Annotated in this window: 19 protein-coding genes; 12 read left to right on the top strand and 7 right to left on the bottom strand. The window is 68.9% G+C overall.

Features of this window, described 5'->3' with window-relative positions; translation table 11 throughout:
• Positions 1-15: 15 nt before the first annotated feature.
• The 4 genes from ID574_RS21665 to ID574_RS21680 form a co-directional block, all read right to left on the bottom strand.
• Positions 16-948, bottom strand: a complete 933-nt coding sequence (locus ID574_RS21665) for an ABC transporter substrate-binding protein (protein ID WP_188190744.1) — start codon at positions 946-948, stop codon at positions 16-18.
• A gap of 79 nt (positions 949-1,027) precedes the next feature.
• Positions 1,028-1,996: an ABC transporter substrate-binding protein gene (locus ID574_RS21670; protein WP_188190745.1), complete on the bottom strand. Its 969-nt coding sequence runs from the start codon at positions 1,994-1,996 to the stop codon at positions 1,028-1,030.
• The gene (locus tag ID574_RS21675) at positions 1,993-3,909 is read right to left on the bottom strand and encodes an ABC transporter permease (RefSeq protein WP_188190746.1); all 1,917 of its coding nucleotides are present in this window, start codon (positions 3,907-3,909) and stop codon (positions 1,993-1,995) included. The genes ID574_RS21670 and ID574_RS21675 overlap by 4 nt, the downstream gene beginning before the upstream one ends.
• 67 nt (positions 3,910-3,976) lie before the next feature.
• A complete protein-coding gene (locus ID574_RS21680; RefSeq protein ID WP_336245531.1) occupies positions 3,977-4,957 on the bottom strand; it encodes a quaternary amine ABC transporter ATP-binding protein in 981 nt (326 codons plus the stop codon).
• A gap of 416 nt (positions 4,958-5,373) precedes the next feature.
• Here ID574_RS21680 and ID574_RS21685 point away from each other — a divergent pair, with 416 nt between their 5' ends.
• The 4 genes from ID574_RS21685 to ID574_RS21700 all read left to right on the top strand — a co-directional run bounded on the left by ID574_RS21685 (position 5,374) and on the right by ID574_RS21700 (position 9,528).
• Positions 5,374-8,139 carry a nitrate- and nitrite sensing domain-containing protein gene (locus ID574_RS21685; RefSeq protein WP_188190747.1) on the top strand — a complete coding sequence of 922 codons (2,766 nt, stop codon included), beginning with the start codon at positions 5,374-5,376 and terminating at the stop codon, positions 8,137-8,139.
• Positions 8,136-8,555, top strand: coding sequence for a roadblock/LC7 domain-containing protein (locus ID574_RS21690; RefSeq protein ID WP_188190748.1), 420 nt, complete (start codon positions 8,136-8,138; stop codon positions 8,553-8,555). The genes ID574_RS21685 and ID574_RS21690 overlap by 4 nt, the downstream gene beginning before the upstream one ends.
• A gap of 111 nt (positions 8,556-8,666) precedes the next feature.
• The gene (locus ID574_RS21695) at positions 8,667-8,981 is read left to right on the top strand and encodes a DUF742 domain-containing protein (RefSeq protein ID WP_262496034.1); all 315 of its coding nucleotides are present in this window, start codon (positions 8,667-8,669) and stop codon (positions 8,979-8,981) included.
• A complete protein-coding gene (locus ID574_RS21700) occupies positions 8,962-9,528 on the top strand; it encodes a GTP-binding protein (protein WP_188190750.1) in 567 nt (188 codons plus the stop codon). Before ID574_RS21695 ends, ID574_RS21700 begins: the two co-directional genes overlap by 20 nt.
• Here ID574_RS21700 and ID574_RS21705 read toward each other — a convergent pair.
• The gene (locus ID574_RS21705) at positions 9,522-10,478 is read right to left on the bottom strand and encodes an SIS domain-containing protein (protein ID WP_188190751.1); all 957 of its coding nucleotides are present in this window, start codon (positions 10,476-10,478) and stop codon (positions 9,522-9,524) included. The two genes, ID574_RS21700 and ID574_RS21705, sit on opposite strands and share 7 nt — an antisense overlap.
• Positions 10,475-11,725: a hypothetical protein gene (locus tag ID574_RS21710; protein WP_188190752.1), complete on the bottom strand. Its 1,251-nt coding sequence runs from the start codon at positions 11,723-11,725 to the stop codon at positions 10,475-10,477. The genes ID574_RS21705 and ID574_RS21710 overlap by 4 nt, the downstream gene beginning before the upstream one ends.
• Before the next feature lie 231 nt (positions 11,726-11,956).
• Here ID574_RS21710 and ID574_RS21715 point away from each other — a divergent pair, with 231 nt between their 5' ends.
• Genes ID574_RS21715 through ID574_RS21730 form a run of 4 tightly spaced genes read left to right on the top strand, consistent with a single transcriptional unit; the run spans position 11,957 to position 15,746 of the window.
• Complete coding sequence (locus ID574_RS21715; protein ID WP_188190753.1) at positions 11,957-13,078, top strand: polyamine ABC transporter substrate-binding protein; 1,122 nt, start codon at positions 11,957-11,959, stop codon at positions 13,076-13,078.
• A 5-nt stretch (positions 13,079-13,083) separates the two neighbouring features.
• On the top strand, positions 13,084-13,938 hold the full coding sequence (locus ID574_RS21720; RefSeq protein WP_223166929.1) for an ABC transporter permease: 855 nt from the start codon (positions 13,084-13,086) through the stop codon (positions 13,936-13,938).
• Positions 13,931-14,710: an ABC transporter permease gene (locus ID574_RS21725; RefSeq protein ID WP_188190754.1), complete on the top strand. Its 780-nt coding sequence runs from the start codon at positions 13,931-13,933 to the stop codon at positions 14,708-14,710. Before ID574_RS21720 ends, ID574_RS21725 begins: the two co-directional genes overlap by 8 nt.
• Positions 14,697-15,746, top strand: a complete 1,050-nt coding sequence (locus ID574_RS21730) for an ABC transporter ATP-binding protein (protein ID WP_188190755.1) — start codon at positions 14,697-14,699, stop codon at positions 15,744-15,746. Before ID574_RS21725 ends, ID574_RS21730 begins: the two co-directional genes overlap by 14 nt.
• Before the next feature lie 8 nt (positions 15,747-15,754).
• On the opposite strand, the gene ID574_RS21735 is transcribed toward ID574_RS21730, so the two are convergent.
• The gene (locus ID574_RS21735; protein ID WP_223166930.1) at positions 15,755-16,360 is read right to left on the bottom strand and encodes a TetR/AcrR family transcriptional regulator; all 606 of its coding nucleotides are present in this window, start codon (positions 16,358-16,360) and stop codon (positions 15,755-15,757) included.
• Positions 16,361-16,485: 125 nt separating this feature from the next.
• On the opposite strand from ID574_RS21735, the gene ID574_RS21740 reads away from it, so the two are divergent.
• The 4 genes from ID574_RS21740 (at position 16,486) to ID574_RS21755 (ending at position 23,023) form a co-directional block, all read left to right on the top strand.
• The gene (locus ID574_RS21740) at positions 16,486-17,757 is read left to right on the top strand and encodes a glycosyltransferase (protein WP_188190757.1); all 1,272 of its coding nucleotides are present in this window, start codon (positions 16,486-16,488) and stop codon (positions 17,755-17,757) included.
• 14 nt (positions 17,758-17,771) lie between these two features.
• Positions 17,772-19,169 (top strand): aminobutyraldehyde dehydrogenase, encoded by a 1,398-nt coding sequence (locus ID574_RS21745; protein ID WP_188190758.1) that lies wholly within the window; start codon positions 17,772-17,774, stop codon positions 19,167-19,169.
• 249 nt (positions 19,170-19,418) lie between these two features.
• Entirely contained in the window at positions 19,419-22,604 is a 3,186-nt protein-coding gene (locus ID574_RS21750) for a sensor histidine kinase (protein WP_188190759.1), read from the top strand.
• Positions 22,601-23,023: a roadblock/LC7 domain-containing protein gene (locus ID574_RS21755; RefSeq protein ID WP_090935862.1), complete on the top strand. Its 423-nt coding sequence runs from the start codon at positions 22,601-22,603 to the stop codon at positions 23,021-23,023. The genes ID574_RS21750 and ID574_RS21755 overlap by 4 nt, the downstream gene beginning before the upstream one ends.
• Positions 23,024-23,031: the final 8 nt, after the last annotated feature.

Raw genomic sequence — 23,031 nt, forward strand, 5'->3', positions numbered from 1 at the left:
GCCCGTTTTCCCGCCTCAGCGGGGGATCCAGTCCTCCCATACGATCTTGTTCTCCGCCACCCACCGGGCGGCGGCCTCCTCGGCGGTCATCTTCTCGTTGATCATGTCGCTGGCGACCGCGTTCTGGTCGTCGTTGGTCCAGCTGAAGTTGCGGACCAGTTCGTACGCCTTGCCGCCGGTCTCGGCGAACGTCTTGCTGACGATCTTGTCCAGCAGGTACGGCGGGTAGTCGCAGGCGACCTTGGCCGGGTCCGCGTCGCAGCCGATGGCGTACGGGGGCAGCGCCACCTTCACGAGTTTGACCTTGGTGAACAGCCATTGCGGCTCGTAGAAATACATGAGCAGCGGCGTCCGATTCTTCGTCGCCGCCTGGGCGGCCTTGATCAACGCATCCTCGCTGCCCGAGTAGACGACCTTGTAATTGAGGCCGAGGTTCTTGACGAGAGCCTCGTCATTGGTGACGAACGTCGGATCGCCGTCCAGGATCTGGCCGGCGTTCCCCGTCTTTTCGGTCCGGAAAAGGTGGGCGTACTTGTTGAGGTTTCGGTAGTCCGTAATGCCGGGATATTTCTCCGTCATCCACTCGGGGACGTACCAGCCGATCACGCCCTTGTTCCCCGTGAGGCCGGCCGACAGGGCGACCTTCTTCTCGTCGATGAACTCCTTCTTCAGGTGCGGGTGGCCCCAATTCTCGACGATCACGTCGACCTTGCCGCTCTCGAAATCCCGCCAGGAATCGTCCTCTTTCATCTTCCGCGTTTTGACCTGGTACCCCAGTTCCTTCTCCAGCAGGTGCTTCAGCACGGCGGCCTGAGCCTCGTACCCCACCCAGGCGTGGATGTCGATGTTGACGGTGCGCTTGGCCGCGGCAGCGGTCTGGGGCTCCTCGCCGGAGCATGCCGCCAGCAGCAGGGAGGCCGCCACCAGCGGCCCGACGAGCCTCTTCATCTCGATCCTTCGTCCGGGGAGTCCGTCGTCATCTCCGCGACCGCGGCCCCCGCCTGCGAGGGCCGCGGTCATGAGGGGGTCACTTGGGGATCCAGGCCTGCCACTTGGCGGTGTTGGCCTCGACCCACTTCTTGGCGGCCTGCTCGCCGGTCATGCCGTTGTTGGTCATGTCGTCGGCGACGGCGTTCTGGTCCTCGTTGGTCCAGCTGAAGTTCTTGACCAGCTCGTACGCCTTGCCGCCGCTGTCGGCGAACTTCTTGCTCACGATCTTGTCGAGATCCATCTCCGGGTAGTCGCAGGCGACCTTCTTGGGGTCGGCGTCGCAACCCTCGGTGTAGGCGGGCAGGTTGACCCGGACCAGCTCGGTCTTGCTGAACAGCCAGTGCGGGTCCCAGAAGTAGAACAGCAGCGGCTTCTGCTGCGCCTGCGCCTGCTGGGCACCCTTGATCAGGGCCGCCTCGCTGCCGCCGACCACGACCTTGAAGTTCAGCTTGAGGTTCTTGATCAGGGCTTCCTCGTTGCTGACGTACGACGGGTCGCCGAAAAGGAGCTGGCCCTTGTCGCCCGACTCGGAGGTCTTGAACAGCTCGGCGTACTTGTTGAGATTCTTGTAGTCGGTGATGTCCGGGTACTTGTCGGCCATCCACTTGGGGATGTACCAGCCGATGACGCCCTTGTTGCCGGTGGATCCGGCCTCGACCGCGACCTTCTTCTCCTCGATGAACTTCTTCTTCAGGTCCGGGTGACCCCAGTTCTCGATGATGACGTCGACGTCGCCGGTCTCGAAGCCCTCCCAGGCCAGCTGCTCCTTGATCTCGGGCATCTCGACGTTGTAGCCGAGCTCGTTCTTGAGCAGGTACGCGACCACGTTCGCGCTGGCCTCGTACCCGACCCACGGGTTGATCGCGATCTTCACTGTGCCGGGGGCACTGGAGGAGCCGCCCTGCGGCGCGGCCGAAGCACTGGGAGAGGTCTCGACCTTGGCCCCGCCGCAGCCCACGGCGGCGAGTCCAAGCGCGAGGAGGCCTGCGAGCAGGCGAATCTTCATGTGGACATCCTCTTTCGGGGGGAAGGGCGCCGGTCCGCGCCCTGCGTGATGCGGTCGAGCATGACTCCGAGCAGCACGGTCGCGATGCCGGCCACGAAGCCCAGACCGAAGTCGGTCCGCTGGGAGAAGCCGAGGACCACGTCGTAACCCAGTGCGCCCGCCCCGACGAGGCCGCCGACGACCACCATGGCCAGCGTCATCACGATGCCCTGGTTGGCGGCCAGCAGGATGGCGCGCCTGGCCATCGGCAGCTGCACCTTCCACAGGAGCTGGCCGGGCGTCGAGCCGGCCGACGTGGCCGCCTCGACGACCTCGGCGGGCACGGCCTTGATGCCGTCCTCGACCAGGCGCACCACCGGCGGCACCGCGTAGATGATCGAGGCGAAGATCGCGGTGAACCTGGTGGTCTCGAACAGGGCCAGCGCCGGCAGCAGGTACACGAAGGCCGGCATGGTCTGGGCGGCGTCGAGCAGGGGCCGCTGCACGGCGGAGAAGCGCGGCGAGCGGGCCGCGGCCACCCCGAGCAGCAGGCCGATGACGAGGGTCGCCAGCACCGCGACGGCGACCGTGGTCATCGTCTGCATGGCGTGCTCCCACGTGCCGAGCAGCGCGATCGCCAGCAGGCAGCCGAGTGCGATGAGCGCCGGGCGCACGCCGCTCACCCGCCAGGCGACGGCCAGCACCGCGAGCGCGACCAGCCACCACGGGGCGCTGGTGAGCAGGCCCTCCAGCGGGTTGAGCAGGGCGTAGGTGGTGAAGTCCTTGATGAACGTCGTGACGGGGTACCAGGTGGTCTCGGCCCAGAGGACGGCGTCGTTGACCTCGGCCACGACGTTGACCGTCCAGCTCTCCGGCCACTCGCCGGGCAGCACGGGGATGAGGACGAGGCCGCCCGCGCCCAGCACACCGGCCCCCACCAGGTCGATCTTGCTTGGCTTCGTGTGCGGGCCGCGTCTGGCGATCGCCATCATCATCCGGTCGAGCATCACGGCCATGATCACGATGGCCACGCCCGCCGGGAGCATGATGCCGACCTGGGCTCGCGACAGGCCGCGGATGATCTCTTCGCCCAGCCCGGGTGCGGAGATCAGGTTGGCGATGACGACCATGGACAGGGCCATCATGATCGTCTGGTTGATCGCCAGCGCCATCGTGGACCTGGCCAGCGGCAGATAGACCTTGAACAGCGTCTGCCAGCGCGTGGCGCCGAGCGAGGACGACGCCTCGACGGCCGTGGGGGAGACCCCGGAGATGGCCAGCGCGGTGATGCGGATGGCCGGCGGGATCGAGTAGATCATCGTCGCGATGGCGCCGGCCGGTGCGCCGATGTGGAAGAACAGCGCGAGCGGCGCCAGGTACGCGAACGTCGGCATGATCTGCATGACGTCCAGCACCGGCGTGACGGCCCGGCGCACGCGGCCCGACAGCCCGGCCCACACGCCGATCGGGATCCCGATCGCCAGCGACAGCAGCACCGCCACCGCGACCAGGGCCAGCGTGTCGACGCTGTGCTGCCAGAGCCCGAGGAAGCCGAACGCGCTCACGCCCGCGACCGCGAGCAGCCCGATGCGCCAGCCGCCGGCGAGCCAGGCCAGCGCGCCCATGACGCCGGTGATGCCGGGCCAGCCGAGGGCGTGCAGGACGGTTTGGAACAGGTCGTAGAGCGCCCCGACGAAGAGCCTGATGTAGTTGAGGAAGTACAGGAAGAGCGGGTTGTCGTTCCGGTGGTCGTCGATCCACTCACGCAGGTCGGTGACGGCCAGGAACTGCGGCGCCTCCTTGTCGTGCGGCAGCGTCCCCGTGCCGCGGAAGACGAGGTACGCCGCCACGAACACGACCGCCACCCCCGCGGGCGCCGCCCACTTCGGCAACCCCAGCCGGGACGGGGTGCCGACCGCGGTTGTCGTGCTCATGCGGCCTCCTTCGTCGGCCGCATGAGCACCATGGTGACGTGTCTGATTGTTCGCTCGCTACGCTCGCTCATGCGCCCGCCTTGACGGCGATGTCCTGGCCCGAGAGGAAGGTCAGCAGGTCCACGCGGTCCACGACGCCCACCAGCTCGCCGTCGTCCACGACCTTGATCGGGCGGGACGAGGCCGAGGCCACGGCGATGGCGTCCTTGATGACCGTGCCGGCCGCTATTTCGGGACCGTCCAGCGGCTCGCCGGGCTCCGGGGCGCGGCTGATCCAGCGCAGGGTCAGCACGTGGCTCCTGGGCACGTCGCGGACGAAGTCGGCCACGTAGTCGTCGGCCGGCGCGCCCACCAGCTCCTCGGCGGTGCCGAGCTGCACGATCGAGCCCGCCCGCATGATCGCGATGCGCTCGCCCAGCTTGAGCGCCTCGGACAGGTCGTGCGTGATGAACACCATCGTCTTGCCGACCTCGCGGTGCAGCCGGATCACCTCGGCCTGCATGTCCCGCCTGATCAGCGGGTCCAGCGCGCTGAACGGCTCGTCGAACAGCATCACCTGGGGGTCCACCGCCAGCGCGCGGGCCAGGCCGACGCGCTGCTGCATGCCGCCGGAGAGCTGGTCGGGGTAGGCGTCGGCGTACCCGTCGAGGCCGACGAGCGAGAGGATCTCCGCCGCCCGCGCGTGCCTGGCCGCCTTGGGGGTGCCCTGGATCTCCAGGCCGTACGCCACGTTGTCGATCACCTTGCGGTGCGGTAGCAGGCCGAAGTGCTGGAACACCATGCTGACCTGATGGCGGCGGATCTCGCGGAGCCGGGCGGGGGAGGCGCGGCCGATGTCTTCTCCGCCGATCCTGATCTCGCCCGCGGTGGGCTCGATGAGCCGGGTGAGGCAGCGGACGAGCGTGGACTTGCCGCTGCCCGACAGGCCCATGACCACGAAGACCTCGCCCGGGCGCACCGCGAAGCTCACGTTCCTGACGGCGGCGGTGCAGCCGGTCTTCTCTCTCAGTGCGGCTGGTTCGAGATGCCGGTCCTCGCTGTCCAGCACTTTTTGTGCCCTGGACCCGAAGATCTTCCAAAGGCCCTCAACGGTGATTGCCGCGCTGTCGGGAGAATCCCCCACACTCGCCTCCTCGATTGACGTCGCTCAACATATGTGGTGAATAACGCCAATCTCAACGCTGTGACCTTCCGGAGACCGGGGTGCTTCCGGTGTGTTATTCCTTTGAAACGTTCAAATCACCCATTGTATGACATAAGGTGATCTAATGGTCCATTTCCGGCCGTATGGGTTCGCACGTGGGGCTCCAGGTTCTGTTCTCAGGAGTCACACTTCTCAAGTTTTGTCGCGTTATGTTCGCTTGGCCACCAGCCGTGTGATGTGTTCCAATTACCGGCATTGCAGATTTCATCCGGGGACACAGCACCCCCTCATATACGCCGGATTCGGGCGAGGTGCGTTCGGTGAGTACAGAGCTGGGCCAGAGGCAGGCCAGCGAGGGCAAATGGCGCCTACGTAATTGGCGTGTCCGCGCGCGGCTCGTCGCCCTCATTCTGATCCCGACGGCCGCAGCGGTGCTGCTGGGCGGCATTCAGGTGCTCACCTCGACGTCCGCCGCCGGCGATTTCGCCCGGACGAACCAGTTCGCCCAGCTCTCCAGCGAACTGGGCGAGCTCACCCACGCCATCGCCGGCGAGCGCGCCAGGACCGCCTGGTTCCTCGCGCGCAACCGGCCCCAGAACATGCTGATCGACGTGCGCAGCCAGATGAACGAGGTCGACCAGGCTGCCAAGGACGTGCGGAGCATCGCCAGGCAGCTGCAGTCCGAGGTCACCGGCCGTACCGCCGACCAGCTCGAACAGCTGCTCAGCCGCCTGGACGACCTGACCGGCCTGCGCAAGCAGGCGCTCGAGGCCAACCTCCTGGCCGACCCCGCCATCGAGCTCTACACGACCGTGATCAACGACCTGCTCTCCGTCCACAACGAAGTGATCAAGGGCAGCGCCGACGACGAGCTGTTCCGCCAGACCCGCATGCTGGAAGCGCTCGCCCGTGCCAAGGAGAGCGTCTCCTACCAGCAGGCGCTGGTCACGATCGTGCTGGTCGCCCAGACCTTCGACCGGGACCAGCTCAAGCGCTTCCTCGGCGAGCAGTCCAAGGAGGCCAACGAGACCAAGGCCTTCGAGGCCGAGGCCACCGCCGAGGAGCGCCGGTTCTTCGACCAGACCGTCAACGGCAACTCCGCCGAGCGCATGCTCTTCCTGCGCGAGCTGGTGCTGATCAGGGCCACGGACGGGCTGCCGCTGCGCGGCCTCGACCAGAAGAAGCCCGACGACGCCAAGGAGTGGTTCACGGCCTCCAAGGTCGTCGTCGACTCCATGCGCAAGGTCGAGGAGCGCCAGGCCCAGGGCATCGTGGCCCGCAGTGAGGCGCTCAGCGCGGACGAGCGGCAGCGGGCGTTCGTGACCGCGGGCGCCATCCTCGCGCTGATGGTGGCCGTGCTGCTGGTCACCACCGGGGTGGCCAGGTCGCTCGTGCGGCCGCTGCGCCGCCTGCGCGGGGAGGCGCTGGAGATCGCCGGCAAGCGGCTGCCCGCCTTCGTCCAGCACCTGCGCGAGTCCCGCGACGGCGCGGCCGACGCCGAGGTCCCGCCCATCGGCATCTTCACCAGGGACGAGGTCGGCGAGGTCGCCCGCGCCTTCGACGAGGTGCACCGCGAGGCCGTGCGGCTGGCCGGCGACGAGGCGCGGCTGCGCTCCAACGTCAACGCCATGTTCGTCAACCTGTCCCGCCGCAGCCAGACGCTGGTCGAACGGCAGCTCACGCTGATCGAGAAACTGGAGCGGGGCGAGCGCGACGACACCCGGCTCGGCGACCTGTTCAAGCTCGACCACCTGGCCACCCGCATGCGCCGCAACAGCGAGAACCTGCTGGTCCTCGCCGGGCAGGAGGCCGCGCGCAAGTGGAGCGAGCCGGTCGAGCTCATGGACATCGTGCGGGCCGCGCTCGGCGAGGTCGAGAGCTACGACCGGGTCAGCATCCAGGTCCAGTCGGACGTCGCCATCGCCGGGCAGGCCGTCACCGACGTCGTGCACCTGCTCGCCGAGCTGATCGAGAACGCGGTCTCGTTCTCGCCCCAGGACACCAAGGTGATCATCTCCAGCAGCCGCATCGACGGCGGCTCGCTGATGTTGTCGGTCACCGACCACGGCATCGGCATGACCCAGGAGGAGCTGGAGGAGACGAACTGGCGGCTGGCCAATCCGCCGGTCGTGGACGTGTCGGTGTCGCGGCGCATGGGCCTGTTCGTGGTCGGCCGGCTGGCCCTGCGGCACAACATCCGGGTCCAGCTGCGCCGCCAGGACACCGGCGGGCTGACCGCCATGGTGCTGATCCCGCCCATGCTGCTCACCGCGGTGTCCGGCACACCGGTCATGCCGTCGGCCCTCTCGCAACTCCAGTCCCCGCCGCAGGCGCGGCCGGACCTGCAGGTCCCCAGGCAGGCGGCCGCGGCCATGCCGCCCTTCGGGCATCCGTCGTTCGAGAGCTCCTCCTTCGACCACCCGTCCTTCGAGAGCACGTCCTTCGACAGTTCTTCGTTCGAACGCCCGTCGTTCGAGAGCTCTTCGTTCGAACGCCCGTCGTTCGAGGGCTCCTCCTTCGAACGCCCGGCTTTCGAGAGCCCGTCGTCCTTCGAGCGTCCGGCTTTCGAGCACCCGTCGTTCGACGTCGCGCCGTCGGCGGCCGAGCCCTCGTCCTGGTTCAGCTCGCCGTACACGAAGTCGGGCTCCGCGTCCCTGGATCCGCCCGAGCCGGCCGCTCCGGGGCCGTCGTACCCCTCGTTCGCCACGCCCGCCCAGTCGTACACCGCACCGGGCCCGGGCCCGGCGAAGGACGAGTTCCTGCCGATCTACGCCTCCATGGAGGAGAGCAGCTGGTTCACCAAGGCGGCGCCCACGGCCGACCACCGTGAGCAGGCCGGTTGGTCGTCGCCCGCCGACCAGGGCTGGCAGGCCGCCGGCGCGGCCGCGGAGCCCGCGAAGAGCGAGACCACCAGCTCAGGCTTGCCGAAACGGACGCCGAGAGCGAATCTGGTACCGGGCACCGCCAACCCGAAGCCATCGCCCTCCCCAGCTCCTCCGCTGTCCCCCGATCGCCTGCGCAGCAGGCTGGCCAGCTACCAGCAGGGTGTGCGCAAGGGTCGCTCAGAGCTCGAGGAGGACTCATGAAGGAGCTGAGCCAAGCCGCCAAGGACATGAACTGGCTGGTCAGCAGCTTCGTCGAGCAGGTCCCCGGCGTCGCGCACGCCGTGGTGGTCTCCGCTGACGGCCTTCCCATGGCGTTCTCCCGGGACTTCCCCAAAGACCGCGCCGACCAGCTGGCCGCCATCGCGGCCGGGCTGGTCAGCCTCACGCAGGGCTCCGCGCGGGTCTTCGAGGGCGGAGGGGTCACCCAGACCCTCGTCGAGATGGAACGCGGCCTGCTGCTGGTGATGTCGATCAGCGACGGATCGTCCCTGGCGGTGCTGGCCGCGCCGGACTGCGACATGGGCCTGGTGGCCTACCAGATGACGATCCTGGTCGAACGCGCGGGACAGGTTCTCACGCCCGCCGTACGGGCCGAGCTGTCGGCCGGGCGACGCTGAACGAGGACGCACGGCGAGCGGGGCCAGACGGACAGAGCGACGGTTAGAGGAGCAGACGTGGCATCGTGGCACAACGGCGAGGCGGAGCCCGAGCGCAGCTCGTTGGTCCGGATGTACGCCGTCACGGGCGGCAGGACCACGCCGCGCACCAACCTCGCGATGGAGGCGCTGGTATCGTCGGCCACCTCGGCACAGCTCGGCCCGACCTACGCCCGCGAATACCGTGCGATCAGCGAGCTGTGTCGTCAGGTGAGATCCGTGGCGGAGATCTCCGCGCTGCTGGGCGTCCCGCTCGGCGTGGCGCGGGTCCTGGTCGCCGACATGGAGGCGGACGGGCTGGTCAGGGTTTACCAGCCGCAGTTGGAGGCAGGCCTGCCGGACAGGGGCCTGCTCGAAAGGGTTTTGAGTGGACTTCGCAGGCTCTAGCCGGCTCACCTCCACGAAGATCGTCGTGGCCGGTGGGTTCGGCGTGGGGAAGACCACGTTCGTGGGCTCGGTGTCGGAGATCATGCCGCTGACCACCGAAGCGGTGATGACCGAGGCATCTCAGGGCATCGACGACCTCGGGCACACGCCGGGCAAGACCACCACCACGGTGGCGATGGACTTCGGGCGGCTCTCGCTCGACAGCGATCTGATCCTCTACCTGTTCGGCACGCCCGGACAGCACCGCTTCTGGTTCATGTGGGACGACCTCGTCCGCGGGGCCATCGGGGCCGTCGTGCTCGTCGACTCGCTGCGGCTGGCCGACAGCTTCCCCGCCGTCGACTACTTCGAGGACTCGGGGATCCCCTTCATCGTCGGCCTGAACGGCTGGGACGGCCAGTTCCCGCACGTCGAGAGCGAGGTGCGGGAGGCGCTCACGCTCTCGCCGCACGTGCCGATCGTCCGGACGGACGCCCGGGAACGGCAGGCGGTCAAGAACACGCTGATCACGCTCGTGGAGCACGCGCTCGCCGCCCGCGCTCACTGACTCCACCAGTACGCGGCCACCAGCTCCGCCACCAGCGTCTCGGTCAGCAGGGCCACGTCCGGATCGCCGTCGTGGACGTACCGGACGGCGGCCGCGGCGTCCTTCACCTCCGCGCCCACGGCTACCACGGTGGAGCCGCGCTCGCGTACCCAGTCCATGGCCTGGGCGTCGTAGCGGGATCCCGGGAAGAGCAGGGCGCGGTAGTCGAGGGTCTTGGTCAGGTACACGTCCACGTGGGCCCAGTCGCCCGTCTCGCAGGCGTCGGCGGGGCGGCGCGGGCCCTCCCGCACCATGAGCGCCGACTGCTCCGCCGACGACAGGCGCTCGGCGGGGGCGACCGCGTACACGCCGTGGGGGCCGTCCAGGAGCTCCATGACCAGGGGGAGCCACTCGTCCCTGCGGTCAAGGAGGTCCGCCGTGGCCTCTGCGCTCCGCCTGACGAGGGCCGGGACGTCGCGATCCGCGCCGGTGAGGCGGCTCTCCAGGGCCAGGAGGAGCGCCAGTGTGTGCTGGAACGTCCGGCAGGCCACGCCGCCGCGCTCCTCGCCCGCCCGCATCGGGATCACGGCGTCGGCTCCCTCGGTGAGGGGCGATCCGGGCGCGTTCGTGAGCGCGGCCACGAAGGCCGGGCCGCCCGCGTAGCGTGCGACGGCGTCCAGGGTCTCCCGGCTGCCGCCCGTGGCCGAGATCGGGACGACCAGGGTGCCGGGGTCGGCCGGGTAGGTGGCCGCGGCGGAGGCGTAGTCGGCGTACGCGTCGACGCCGGCGGCGCGCAGGCGCAGGGCGGCCACTCCGGCGGCGTACCGGGAGCTGCCCATGCCGAGGAACAGGATCCGATCCGGGTGCTCGGGGAGCTTCTCGAACGGGTCCTCCGCCGTCAGGGCGTCGGCCAGGGTCGCCAGGGCGTCCGGCTTGGACTCCAGGTCGGAGAGGTAGAGCTCGGAATTCACGTGATGTTCTCCTCGGGGTACCAGGTGCGCAGGACGCCCATGGGGGCATAGCGCCAGCGGGGGAGGTGGCGGGCGGCGTAGATCAGCTCGCGGCACTCCTGTTCGATCTCGAACGGGCGGATCAAGGTCTCGTCCAGGAGGTCCTGGCGGTTCCTCGCCGCCAGGCGGGCCTTGTACGCGGTCAGGAGCGCTTTGCGGGCCTCGGCCGCCCAACTCGCCGCCTTGTGTGGTGGGGTGGACCTTCTCTTGATCGCCACCTGGGCCACGTGCTCCAGGCTCGTCGTCAGCTGGGCCACGTCCCTGGCGGCGGGCTGGTACGGGTCGGCGTCCGTGACGGTGGGGTTGCCGTCGAAGTCGATGACCGCGTAGCCGTCCTGCCATTGGAGGATCTGGCCCACGTGGAGGTCGCCGTGGATCCTGATCCGCGGTGTGGTGATGGGGGCGTCCAGGGGGATGAGTTCGTGTCTGAGCTGGTCGGCGTGGTCGGCCAGCCAGCGTCCGTCCTCGCCGTCCGTGAGCGCGAGCGCCTCGCCGAGCGCCGCCTCCGCCCTGACCGCCTCCGCCATCGCACCGTCGGGCTCCGCCGCGTCGCCTGGCCCTGCCGACTTGGGCGCCGTCCTCGTTGCGCCGGATGCGGCCGTGTCGGTGCTCGCCGTACCGGCGCCGGGGGACCCCGCTCGGGCGGGTGTGTCGACGCCGGGGGGCGCCGCCAGTGCGGATGCCTCGACGCCCGGGGACGCCGCCAGTGTGGATGTGTCGGTGTCGGGGGACGTCGATCGGGCTGGGGTGGGGAAGGTGGAGAGGGCGAGGTGGAGGTCGGCGGCGAGGTGGCCGAGGGCGGTGGCGAAGGCGGTGCGGCCGGCCACGGCCTCGTCGACGCACCACTCCCAGCCGTCCCGCGCCTCCGGCAGGTAGCCGGTGATCAGCGCCAGGAGGCACTCGCGGCCGTCCACCGGCCCTGTCAGGGCCGCGTAAGGAGGAGCCGTGTCGTTGAAGCCTGCCTCAACGAGGTGGGCGAGGAGCTCCGGGGTGGGATGGGGGAGGGGCTGCGGCGGGGTCAGCCACTTCACGACGATCTTCTCGGCCACCACGACCGAGTAGTTGGTCTGATCCACGTGGGCGCCGAAATCGCGCTCAGCCGGGACCCCGGTGTCATGGTCCGCGAGGCCGTACGAGAGGCTGGGCAACGGGAGGAAGCGGCGTACGGCGAACGGCGGCGGCACCTCCCCCTCCGACAACACCCTCAAGAGGGCGGCGGTGAGCCCGCGGTCCCGGGCGGTAAGGGGTTTCTCACCCTGAGAGATCAATCGCTGAGCAATTGAAGGCCAATTCAACACGAAGAGCGAACTTCCTGGTAGCAATGTAGGCAAAAGTCTTGCTCATGTTGATTTCTGCTGCAACACTCCTGGTCTGGTCTGCTGTGTCCGGTAAGGTCGCGCGACCCCTCGTACATCGCACATTCAGAAGGAGTAGCGGCCGTGTCCCGTACCCGGTTCACCCGTCGTCTTCCGGCCGCCGTCGCGGCGGCCGGCCTCGCGCTCGCCGTCGCGGCGTGCGGCGGTGAGTCGTCGACCAGCTCACAAGGCACGACCGCGGCGCAGGCCGACGAACTCAAGCCAAACGCGGACCTGACGCAGCAAGAGCTCCAGATCACGGTTTGGGACGGCTACACGCCCAAGGAGCTTCCCCAGAAGGTCAAGGAGAAGCTCAAGGTCAAGGACATGAGGATCACCCTGCACGCCACCAACGAGGAGGCGATGACCAAGCTCACCGCCCCCGGCGACAGCGGCATCGACGTGGCGTTCGTGTCCGGCCAGTACGCCCAGGCGCTCAACGAGCAGGGCCTGCTCGAGCCGATCCACCCCGAGCTGATCCCCAACCTGGCCAACCTCTACCCGGAGGCCACTCAGCTCGCCTACGACAAGGGCAACAAGTACTCCGTGCCCTACACCTGGGGCACCACCGGCATCTGCTACCGCACGGACCTGGTGAAGGACGAGGAAGTCCCCAAGAGCTGGAACGCCATCCTCAAGCCCCCGGCCTGGGCCGACAAGAAGGTCACCATGATGACCACCGAGCGCTGGCTGGCCCTGCCCGCGCTCAAGTCGCTCGGCTACTCGGTCAACACCGACGACGACAAGGAGATCGCCAAGGCCAGGGAGCTGCTGCTGGCCGCCAAGCCGCACCTGCTCAAGTACGACGACACCACGTTCGGCGACCTGCTGAAGTCCGGCGAGGCCGTCATGGTGGAGGCCTGGGACGGCTGGTGCCCCACCTCGGAGAAGAACATCAAGTTCGCGCTCCCGAAGGAGGGCAGCGACCTCTGGGTGGACACCATGGTGATCATGAAGTCCTCCAAGAACAAGGAGGCGGCGCACGCCCTGATCAACTTCATCCTCGACCCCGAGATCCACAGCTGGGCCGCCGAGAACATCAACTACAAGGTGCCCAACAAGGCCGCCATGGAGCGGGTGCAGGTGCCCGAGGGCTCGCTGCTCGGCATCAAGCCCGCCGAGCTGCTCAACGGTGAGGTGATCGTCGACCTGGGCCCGTCGTCGACCAAGTACACCCGTCTGTCGAGCGAAGTCACGCAGTCGTAGTCGCGGTGAAGTCTGAGGTCAAGACCCGGCCGGCGTCCCGATCCATCGGGCGCCGGCTGGGCGCGTTCGTCTTGCTCTCGCCCGGGCTGACGTACCTGGTCGTGCTGCTGCTGGTGCCGCTGGCGCTGGTGCTGAGCTACACGGTGTTCCGGCGCGGGCGCTTCGGCGGCGTGGTGTACGAGTTCACGACCGAGAACTTCGCCCGCCTGGTCGACCCGCTCTACCTGGACGTGCTCGGCGGATCGCTGAAGATCGCGGCGCTCACGACGGTGCTCGCGCTGCTGCTCGGCTATCCCACGGCCTACCTGATCGCCCAGCTGCCCAGGAAGTGGAAGACCGTCGCGCTGGTGGCGGTCGTGCTGCCGTTCTGGACGAACTTCATCATCCGGATCTACGCCTGGATCATCCTGCTCAGCGGGCCCGGCCTGGTGAACTCGGTGCTCGGCACCGAGCTGGAGCTGCTCTACAAAGAGAGCACGATCGTGGTCGGCCTGCTCTACTCGTACCTGCCGCTGATGGTGCTGCCGTTGTACGCCGCCATCGAGCGGCTCGACCCGCAGCTGCGCGAGGCGTCGGCCAACCTCGGGGCCTCCGGGTTCACCACGTTCCGCAAGGTGACGCTGCCGCTCACGCTGCCGGGCGTTCTGACCGGGAGCATGTTCGTCTTCGTGCCCAGCTTCGGCAACTTCGTCATTCCGGAGCTGCTCGGCGGCAGCAAGACGCTGATGGCCGGCAACGTGATCCGCAACGAGTTCCTGAAGGCGCGCGACTGGCCGTTCGCCTCGACGGTGACGCTGGCGCTCATCGCGGTGCTCGTGGTGCTGCTGCTCGCACAGGCATGGGCGGCCCGCCGTGCGTAGGTCCAAGATCCTGTACGTCCCCTTCTGGGCCACGTACGTCTTCCTCTACCTTCCGATCGTCGTGCTGGTCGTCATGTCGTTCAACTCCGGCAAGTCGGCCTACACCTACGAGGGGTTCAGCCTCAAGTGGTACGGCGAGCTGGCCGCCGACGAGCGGGTCCAGACCGGCGTGGTCAACACCCTGATCGTGGCGGCGGGCTCGACGGCGATCGCCACCGTGCTCGGCACCCTGCTGGCCGTCGGCCTGGTCCGGCACACCAGGTCGAAGGCCCTGGACGCGCTCGCGCTGATGCCCGCCGTGCTGCCCGACCTGGTCCTGGCCATCGGGCTGCTGCTCTTCTACGGCCTGATCCAGATGACGCTCGGCCTGTACTCGGTGATGCTGTCGCACGCGCTGTTCTCGATGGCGTTCGTCGCGGCGGTGGTGCGCACCAGGCTCGTCGGCGCCGACTCCTCGCTGGAGGAGGCCTCGCGCGATCTGGGCGCCGGGCCGGTGTCCACGTTCGTGCGGATCACGCTGCCGCAGCTCACGCCGGGCATCGTCGCGGGGGCGCTGCTGGCGTTCACGCTGTCGCTGGACGAGTTCGTGATCGCCTTCTTCACGATCGGGAACGCCGAGCCGACGCTGCCGATCGTCATCTACTCAATGATCCGTTTCGGGGTGACCCCGAAGATCAACGCGCTGGCCGCGATCCTGCTCCTGGTGAGCTTCACGGCGGTGATCGCCGGGCAGCGACTGACCAAGATCGGGGAGTCACGTGCTCAAGATTGACGGCGTCACCCGCAGGTTCGGGAACGTCACCGCGCTCGACGACGTCTCGTTGCAGATCGAGCAGGGCGAGTTCTTCGCGCTGCTGGGGCCCTCCGGCTGCGGCAAGACCACGCTGCTGCGCATCGTCGCCGGGTTCGAGACGCCCGACAGCGGCAGGGTGACGCTCGACGGCGAGGACCTGTTGTCCAAGGCGCCGAACCGGCGGCCGATCAGCCTCATGTTCCAGTCGTACGCGTTGTTCCCCCACATGACCGTGGCCAAGAACGTGGCGTACGGGCTGGAGCGGGAGCGGCTGCCCCGCCAGGAGATCAAGCAGCGCGTCGGCGAGGTGCTGGAGACCGTCGGGTTGTCGCAGCACGCCTCACGCAAGCCCGCACAGCTGTCGGGCGGTCAGCGGCAGCGGGTCGCCCTGGCGCGTTCCATCGTCAAGCGGCCCCGCCTGCTGCTGCTCGACGAGCCGCTGTCGGCGCTGGACAAGAAGGTGCGCGCCGACATGCAGCTGGAGCTCAAGCGGCTGCAGCACGAGGTCGGCATCACGTTCGTGGTCGTCACCCACGACCAGGAGGAGGCCATGTCGCTGGCCGACCGCATCGCGGTCTTCGACAGCGGCCGGGTGTGCCAGGTCGACGAGCCCGTCGCGCTCTACGAGCGGCCGAGGTCGCCGTTCGTGGCCGACTTCGTCGGCGCCAACAACCTCTTCCACGGCGTCGCGAGCGGCCTGGAGGCGCTCAGGAGCGAGAAGTTCGGCATGTTGCCCGGCACGCCTCTCACAGAGCTGGAGGCGGACTCTGCGGCTCTTCTGGCGGTACGCCCGGAAAACGTCGAGCTCGCCGACGAGAACGCCGCCAGGGGCCTGGCGGGCAGCGTCCTGGACGTCAGCTTCTACGGCGGTGTGTCGCACATCTCCGTGGACGTCCCCGATCATCCCAAGCCGGTGCTGGCGGCCGTGCAGGGGGCGGCGTCGGTGCAGGCCGGCGCCAAGGTGAAGGTGCGCTGGAACGCCAAGGACGCGGTCATCATGGCGGTCGATCGATGACGAATGCGTCAGAGCGTCAGGTCGTGGCCCGTGGCGACGCGGGCGTACGACAGGATCAGTTCGACGGCCTCGTCCGGTCCGATCACCGGGTGCCTGGCCGTGATGCGGTAGCCGTAGGCGTCCTCCAGGGCCACCAGGTTGCGCGCGATCGTCAACGAGTCGGAGCTCAGCCGGAACACGCCCAGCGCGGCCCCCGTGTCCAGGATCGCCTGGTACATCGACACCTGGCGGTCGTAGAGCGAGGTGAGCAGGACGCCGTAGACGCGGTTGCGTCCGGCGGCCCCGCCCAGCTCGTTGAGCAGGCGCACGTCCGGGTCGAGCGGCCCGGTGGGCAGCCCCGACCTGATCGTGACGACCAGCTTCTCGGCCGGGTCGGTGAAGTCGGCCAACCGGCGCACGCGCTGCTCGTAGAAGCGCTCCATGCCGGCGTGCTGGGCCTCGACCAGCAGCTCCGTGAGGTCGGGGTAGTGGTAGAGGACGGCGCCGGAGGTCAGGCCCGCTTCCTCGGCCACGTGCGAGAGCTGTACGCCGTCGACGCCGTGGCGGACGATGGCCTTGCGTGCGGCCTCGATCAAGTCGAGGCGGCGGTCGCTCCGGCTCTTGCGCTTAGCCACCCTCACCACCTTCATGTGTTCGATTACCGTTCAGTTAACCGTGACCATAGTGCCCGTTACTTGACCATCACGCTAGACACGTTTTTGAATTACCCTTCAACTCGCTGAGATCCCCCGGAGTCTCGATGTCTCTCACGATCCTGTTCATGCCGGAAAGCGCGTACGGCCCGACCAACAACTCCATCGGCATCGGCGACATCCTCCGCCGCCGCGGCCACCGCGTCGTCTTCGCCGCGGAGGCGTCGTGGAAGGGCAAGCTGGAGGCGCTCGGTTTCGAGGAGGACCTCGTCAATCTGGCGCCACCGCCCGAGAACGCCGAGGAGCAGGACCCGGGCCAGTTCTGGAAGGACTTCATCAGGGAGACCGCGCCCGAATACCGCAAGAGCACGCTGGAGCAGCTCGAGACCGTCACCGCGCCCATCTGGGCCGAGCTGATCGACGGCGCCAAATACTGCGAGCCGCAGCTCAAGGCCATCATCGAGCGGGTGAACCCGGACGTGATCGTCGAGGACAACGTGATCACGTTCCCGGCGCTGCTGACGGCCGGCAAGAAGTTCGTCCGCATCGTCTCGTGCAACCCGCTGGAGGTGCGCGGCGAGAACATCGCGCCGGTCTTCTCCGGCCTGCCCGCGGACGACCGCTCCGAGTGGGACGCCTTCCGCGCCGAGTACGACCGCACCCACCGCGAGCTGTGGACCGCCTTCAATGAGTGGTGTGTCGAGCAGGGCACCGAGCCGCTGCCCGACCTCGACTTCATCCACCAGGGCGACCTGAACCTCTACGTCTACCCGGAGATCCTCGACTACACCGACGCCCGCCCGCTCGGCCCGAGCTGGCACCGGCTCGACTCCTCGGTCCGCGAGACCGACGAGGAGTTCACGCTGCCCTTCGAGCGCAACGACGGCTCGCTGATCTACTTCTCGCTCGGCTCCCTCGGCTCCTCCGACGTGGAGCTCATGCAGCGGGTGATCGACGTGCTGGCCACCACGCCGCACCAGTACATCGTCTCCAAGGGCCCGCTGCACGAGGAGATCAAGCTCGCCGACAACATGTGGGGCGCGGAGTTCCTCCCGCAGACCAAGATCATCCCGCAGTGCGACCTGGTCATCACCCATGGCGGCAACAACACGACCACCGAGTCGCTGCACTTCGGCAAGCCGATGATCCTGCTGCCGCTCTTCTGGGACCAGTACGACAACGCCCAGCGGGTCGATGAAATGGGCTATGGTGTCAGACTTTCGACCTATTCCTTCACCGACGAGGAACTGACGGGCGCGATCGCGCGGCTGCTCGGCGACACCGAGCTGCGGGCGCGGCTCGCCGCCGCGGGCGAGGAGATCCGGCGCCGCGACGGCCTGCGCAAGGCCGCCGACCTGATCGAGCAGCTCGGCCAGTGAGGACATGACATTCCATGCGTGAACTGATCAACCCCGCCACCGGGCTCCCGTGTGCCGAAATTCCGGACACGCCGGTGGAAGGCGTGGCGTCGGCCGTACGGGCGGCGCGGGCCGCGTACGAGGAGTGGTCCCAGACCACCCCGGCCGAGCGCGCGCGGCTGCTGCTGCGGGTGGCCGACCTCGTCGAGGCCGACGCCGAGGAGCTGACCAGGCTCGAAGTGGAGGAGACCGGCAAGCCGGCGGCGGTGTTCAGGGACGGCGAGCTGCCGTTCGCCGTGGACAACCTGCGCTTCTTCGCCGGTGCCGCCCGTTCGCTGGATGGCTCGGGCGCCGGGGTGTTCAGCCCCGGCTACACCTCGGTCATGCTGCGCCGTCCCGTCGGGGTGGTGGGGTCGATCGCACCGTGGAACTTCCCGTTCGTCATGGCCGTCTGGAAGATCGGCCCGGCGGTGGCCGCGGGCAACGCCGTGGTGATCAAGCCGGCTCCGCACACGCCGCGCACGACGCTGCGGCTGGCCGAGCTGTTCGCCAAGGCAGGCGCCCCTTCCGCGCTGGTGCAGGCGGTCACGGGCGACGCCGAGGTCGGCCAGGCGCTGGTCACGGACCCCGGCGTCGACATGGTGAGCGTCACGGGCTCCACGGGGACCGGCCGGGCCGTGATGTCCGGCGCGGCCGCCACGCTCAAGCGGGTGCACCTGGAGCTCGGCGGCAAGGCGCCGGCGCTGGTCTTCGAGGACGCCGACCTGGCCGAGATGGCCCGGGGCGTGGCCATGGGGGCGACGTACAACACCGGGCAGGACTGCACCGCCGCCACCCGCGTCTACGTCGCCAGGGAGGTCTTCGCCGACGCGGTGGAGGCGCTCCGGGCAACTCTTGCCGAAATATCCTTCGGCGACCCTTGGGACCCGGCGACGGACATCGGGCCGCTGATCTCGGCCGCGCACCGGGAGCGGGTGCACGGCTTCGTCTCCCGCTCCGGCGGGCGGGTGCTGCACGGCGGCGTCCCCGGCGACGGGCCCGGGTTCTTCTACCCGCCCACGCTGGTGACGGATGTCTCACAGGAAAGTGAGATCGTGCAGGGCGAGCTGTTCGGCCCGGTGCTGGTCGCGCTGCCGTTCGACGGCGAGGACGACGCCGTCCGGTTGGCCAATGACATAACCTACGGCCTGGCGTCCTCGGTGTGGACGCGTGAGGTGTCCAGGGCGATGCGCGTCTCCCACCGGCTCGATGTGGGGGTGACCTGGGTGAACGACCATCTGCCCATCGCCAGCGAGGCGCCGCACGGCGGGGTGAAGGGCAGTGGGTTCGGCAAGGACATGAGCCAGGAAGCGGTTCTGGAGTACTCGGTGACGCGGCATCTCATGGTGAAGCACGCAGCACCGGCCGAGCGGGAATCTTTCCGGCCCGCCTGAGATCGTGTACGGCGAAATACGCCCAGGTGTGATGCGTTGGGCGTGTGTGATGGGATATGTTCGGCTGGCCTATCTGGTACGGGTTGTGCTCAAATTACCCAGCCGGACTAACTCCCATGCGCCACACACGTGACTGATTTTCGAGCACGTACCGGCGAGAGGTTGCGAGACTCAGTGAGGACGAAAGACCCCAGGCACAAGCGGTCTGGGGAGTACACAGGCGGAAGATTCCGGCTGGCTAACTGGCGTGTGCGCTCGAGGCTGGTCGCGCTCATCCTCATCCCCACCGTGGTGGGCGTGCTGCTCGCCGGCATCCAGCTGGCCAATGCCATCGGCACCAGCGCCGAGTATCAGCGCCTGACCCGGGTGGCCGAGCTGGTCCAGCGCGTCGGCGGGCTCAACCACGAGCTCGCCAAGGAACGCACGCTCACCGCGTGGTACGCCGCCGACCGCCGGGCCACTCGCCTCGCCCAGCTGAAGACTCAGCGACAGGCCACGGACGAGGTCAAGACGCTGGTGCTGAACTCCGCGTCCAACATCGACGAGTCGTACTCGGAGCGCGTCCGCGAAAGCGTGGACGAGGCCCGCCGCTGGCTCGACGGTCTCGAAAGCCTGCGTGCCTCCGTGGTGGCGGGCAACGTGCCGCCGCGCGCGGCCATCAACACGTACAGCAGGATGATCGACGTCTTCCTGGCGATCGACGCCTCCATGGGCGACGGCATCAAGGACGATCACCTGCAGCGGGACACGGCCGCCCTCGGCGCGCTGGGGCGCATGAAGGAAGAGGTCGCGCGCCAGCAGGTCATCCTCCTCGTCGCGCTCGTCCAGCGTCAGCTGGACAACGAGGCGCTCACCGCCTTCCTGGGTTCCTGGGAGAGGCAGCAGGCCGAGGAGGCCACCTTCGAGCAGGTCGCCGACCCCCAGCATGTGCAGGAGTACCGGCAGGTCGTCAGGGGAAGGTCGATCGACCGCGTCGACGCCATGCGGCAGCGCGCGCTGGCCCAGATGCGCGAGTACAACCGGATCCGGGACCTCGACGTCACCACCAACCGTGACCTGGCCCTCTGGCACGACGGCATGTCCGTGACCGCCACCGCCATGCGTGAGGCCGAGGACGACCTGGCGACCGAGTTCGTGTCCAGGACCCGCGACCTGAGCGACGCCGAGCAGCGCAGCGCGATCATCTCCGGCGCGATGATCCTCGTCCTGCTGCTCCTCGTCCTGATCATCACCACCCGCGTGGCCGGCTCGCTCGTCCGCCCCCTGCGCAGGCTGCGTGCCGAGGCGCTCCAGGTCGCGACCACCCGGCTGCCCGAGACCGTCCGCGTGCTGCGCGAGTCCGGCGAGCACGCGCAGATTCCCGAGGTGCCCTCGGTCGGCATCAACTCGCGTGACGAGATCGGTGAAGTGGCCCAGGCGTTCGACGAGGTCCACCGCGAGGCGATCAGGCTGGCCGGCGACGAGGCCAAGCTGCGGGCCAACGTCAACGCCATGTTCGTCAACCTCTCCCGCCGCAGCCAGACGCTGGTCGAGCGGCAGCTGCAGCTCATCGAGGGTCTGGAGCAGGGTGAGGAGGACGAGCAGCGGCTCGCGAACCTGTTCCGCCTCGACCACCTCGCCACCCGTATGCGCCGCAACAGCGAGAACCTCCTGGTCCTCGCCGGCCAGGAGGCCGCGCGCAGGTGGAGCGAGCCGGTGCCGCTGGTCGACATCGCCCGTGCCTCGCTGTCCGAGGTCGAGAACTACGAGCGCGTCCAGATCCAGATCCCGTCCGGCACGATGGTCCTCGGCCCGGCCGTCACCGACGCCGTCCACCTGCTCGCCGAGCTGATCGAGAACGCGATCTCGTTCTCCCCGCGCGAGAGCAAGGTCACGGTCACCAGCACGCCCGCCGAGGGCGGAGTGCTGGTGGCGATCAACGACCTGGGCATCGGCATGAGCCAGGAGGAGCTGGCGGAGGCGAACTGGCGGCTGGCCAACCCGCCGGTCGTGGACGTGTCCGTGGCGCGGCGCATGGGCCTGTTCGTGGTCGGCCGGCTGGCCCTGCGGCACGGCATCAGGGTCCAGCTCAGCCAGCGCGAGACGGGCGGCCTGAGCGCGCTGGTCATGCTGCCCGACGTGCTCCTCACCACCGGGGCCGGGGTGCCCCAGCAGGGTGGGCAGTACGAGGCGTTCACCTCGTTCGACCCCAGCATGTTCGGCGAGCCGTCGGCGAACGGGTCGGGCCCGCGCCACGGGCGGCCCGTGGATCCGGCCGAGCAGGTGGTCAACACCGAGTGGCCGGGCTCGGTCCCCGCGCCGGGGACCGGCAACTGGCCGTCCTTCGGGGATCACCCGTCCTTCGGCGATCACCCCTCCTTCGGTGATCAGCCGGCTTTTGGCGAGCAGCAACCGGCGATGTTCGGTGAGCAGCCGCCCGCCGGCGGGGTGGCGGAGGAGCCGCGCTGGCCGTCCTTCGCCGAGGAGCCGCCGGCGCCCGGCGCGCGGCCGCAGGAGGAGCACCGCTGGTTCGCCGAGGACAACCGGTGGCCGTCGTTCGCGGAGGAGCCCCCGCCCGCGCCGGCGCAGCCTCAGTCGTTCGCGGACAACCGGTGGCCGTCGTTCGCCGAGCAGCCGCCGCCCCTGCAGGAGGAAGAGCCGCGCTGGCCGTCGTTCGCCACGGAGCCGCCGAAGGACCAGGAGGAGCCGTCCCGGTGGGCGTCCTTCGCCGACCCTCTGCCGCGCAGGTCGCTGTTCGAGTCGGTGGACCCGCCGCAGTCGGCGTTCGGCTCCGACCGGCGCTCGCCGTTCGCGGACTTCGCGGAGGAGCCCAAGCCCGCCGACAGGTTCGACCAGAACGGCCACTCCGACTACGGGCCGTTCGGGCGGGGCGACTATGCGTCGCAGGACATGACCGGGCCGCTCCCCGCGGTGCGCAACTCTCCCATGGAGGATCAGGGCGAGGAGTTCCTGCCGATCTTCTCGTCGGTCGGCTCCGACTGGTTCCGCCGGCCGGACCCGGAGGTCCTGAAGCAGCGTCTCGAGCCGGAGCCCCCCTCCGAGGAGGAGACCACCGCGGTGCATCCGGCCGTGCCCGCCGATCCGCTCCCGGCTCAGCCCGCCGGAGGAACCCCAGGCAAGTCGCCGCTACCGCAGCGCACGCCCGGGGCGTCGGGTGTGAGCGCGTCCTGGTCCTCGCCAGCGGACTCCGGCTTCCAGGCCGCGCAGGCCGCGGCGCAGCCCGCGCAGGGCGGCACGACCGCCTCGGGCCTGCCCCGCCGCGTCCCCAAGGCCAACCTGGTGCCAGGCACGGCCAGCCTGGCCGAGCCCCAGCCCATGTCACCGGCGCCGCAGATCTCGCCTGAGCGGCTGCGCAGCCGGCTCTCCAGCTTCCAGCAGGGTGTCCGCCAGGGCCGAGCGTTCACCCGCGGAGAAGAGAATGAGGAGGACAAATGAGAGAAATGAGCCAGGGAGCGCGCGGTATTAGCTGGCTGATCACGGACTTCGTGAACAATGTGCCAGGCGTCGCGCACACGGTCGTGGTGTCGTCCGACGGCTTGCCACTGGCGTTCTCCGAGGGCTTCCCCAAGGACAGGGCCGACCAGCTCGCGGCGGTCGCCTCTGGTGTGATCAGCTTGACCCAGGGCGCCGCGCGGGTCTTCGAAGGCGGTATGGTCACGCAGACCGTCATCGAAATGCAACGCGGACTCCTTATGATCATGTCCATCAGTGATGGATCCTGTTTGGCGGTCCTGGCTGCCCCCGACTGTGACATGGGTCTGGTGGCCTACCAGATGACCCTGCTGGTCGAGCGGGCGGGGCAGGTGCTCACTCCGGCCGTACGCGCAGAGCTGCAAGCGGCACGCCCCCGCTAGGCGGGTGC

The sequence above is a fragment of the Nonomuraea sp. SYSU D8015 genome, assembly GCF_008065375.1.
GTDB lineage: Bacteria > Actinomycetota > Actinomycetes > Streptosporangiales > Streptosporangiaceae > Nonomuraea.

What these genes read in the sequence shown, in the direction of transcription:
- ID574_RS21695 (WP_262496034.1), top strand. Translation starts at nt 8,667, where the DNA reads ATGTACGCCGTCACGGGCGGCAGGACCACGCCGCGCACCAACCTCGCG.
- ID574_RS21670 (WP_188190745.1), bottom strand. Translation starts at nt 1,996, where the DNA reads ATGAAGATTCGCCTGCTCGCAGGCCTCCTCGCGCTTGGACTCGCCGCC.
- ID574_RS21755 (WP_090935862.1), top strand. Translation starts at nt 22,601, where the DNA reads ATGAGAGAAATGAGCCAGGGAGCGCGCGGTATTAGCTGGCTGATCACG.
- ID574_RS21665 (WP_188190744.1), bottom strand. Translation starts at nt 948, where the DNA reads ATGAAGAGGCTCGTCGGGCCGCTGGTGGCGGCCTCCCTGCTGCTGGCG.
- ID574_RS21675 (WP_188190746.1), bottom strand. Translation starts at nt 3,909, where the DNA reads ATGAGCACGACAACCGCGGTCGGCACCCCGTCCCGGCTGGGGTTGCCG.
- ID574_RS21745 (WP_188190758.1), top strand. Translation starts at nt 17,772, where the DNA reads ATGCGTGAACTGATCAACCCCGCCACCGGGCTCCCGTGTGCCGAAATT.
- ID574_RS21690 (WP_188190748.1), top strand. Translation starts at nt 8,136, where the DNA reads ATGAAGGAGCTGAGCCAAGCCGCCAAGGACATGAACTGGCTGGTCAGC.
- ID574_RS21740 (WP_188190757.1), top strand. Translation starts at nt 16,486, where the DNA reads ATGTCTCTCACGATCCTGTTCATGCCGGAAAGCGCGTACGGCCCGACC.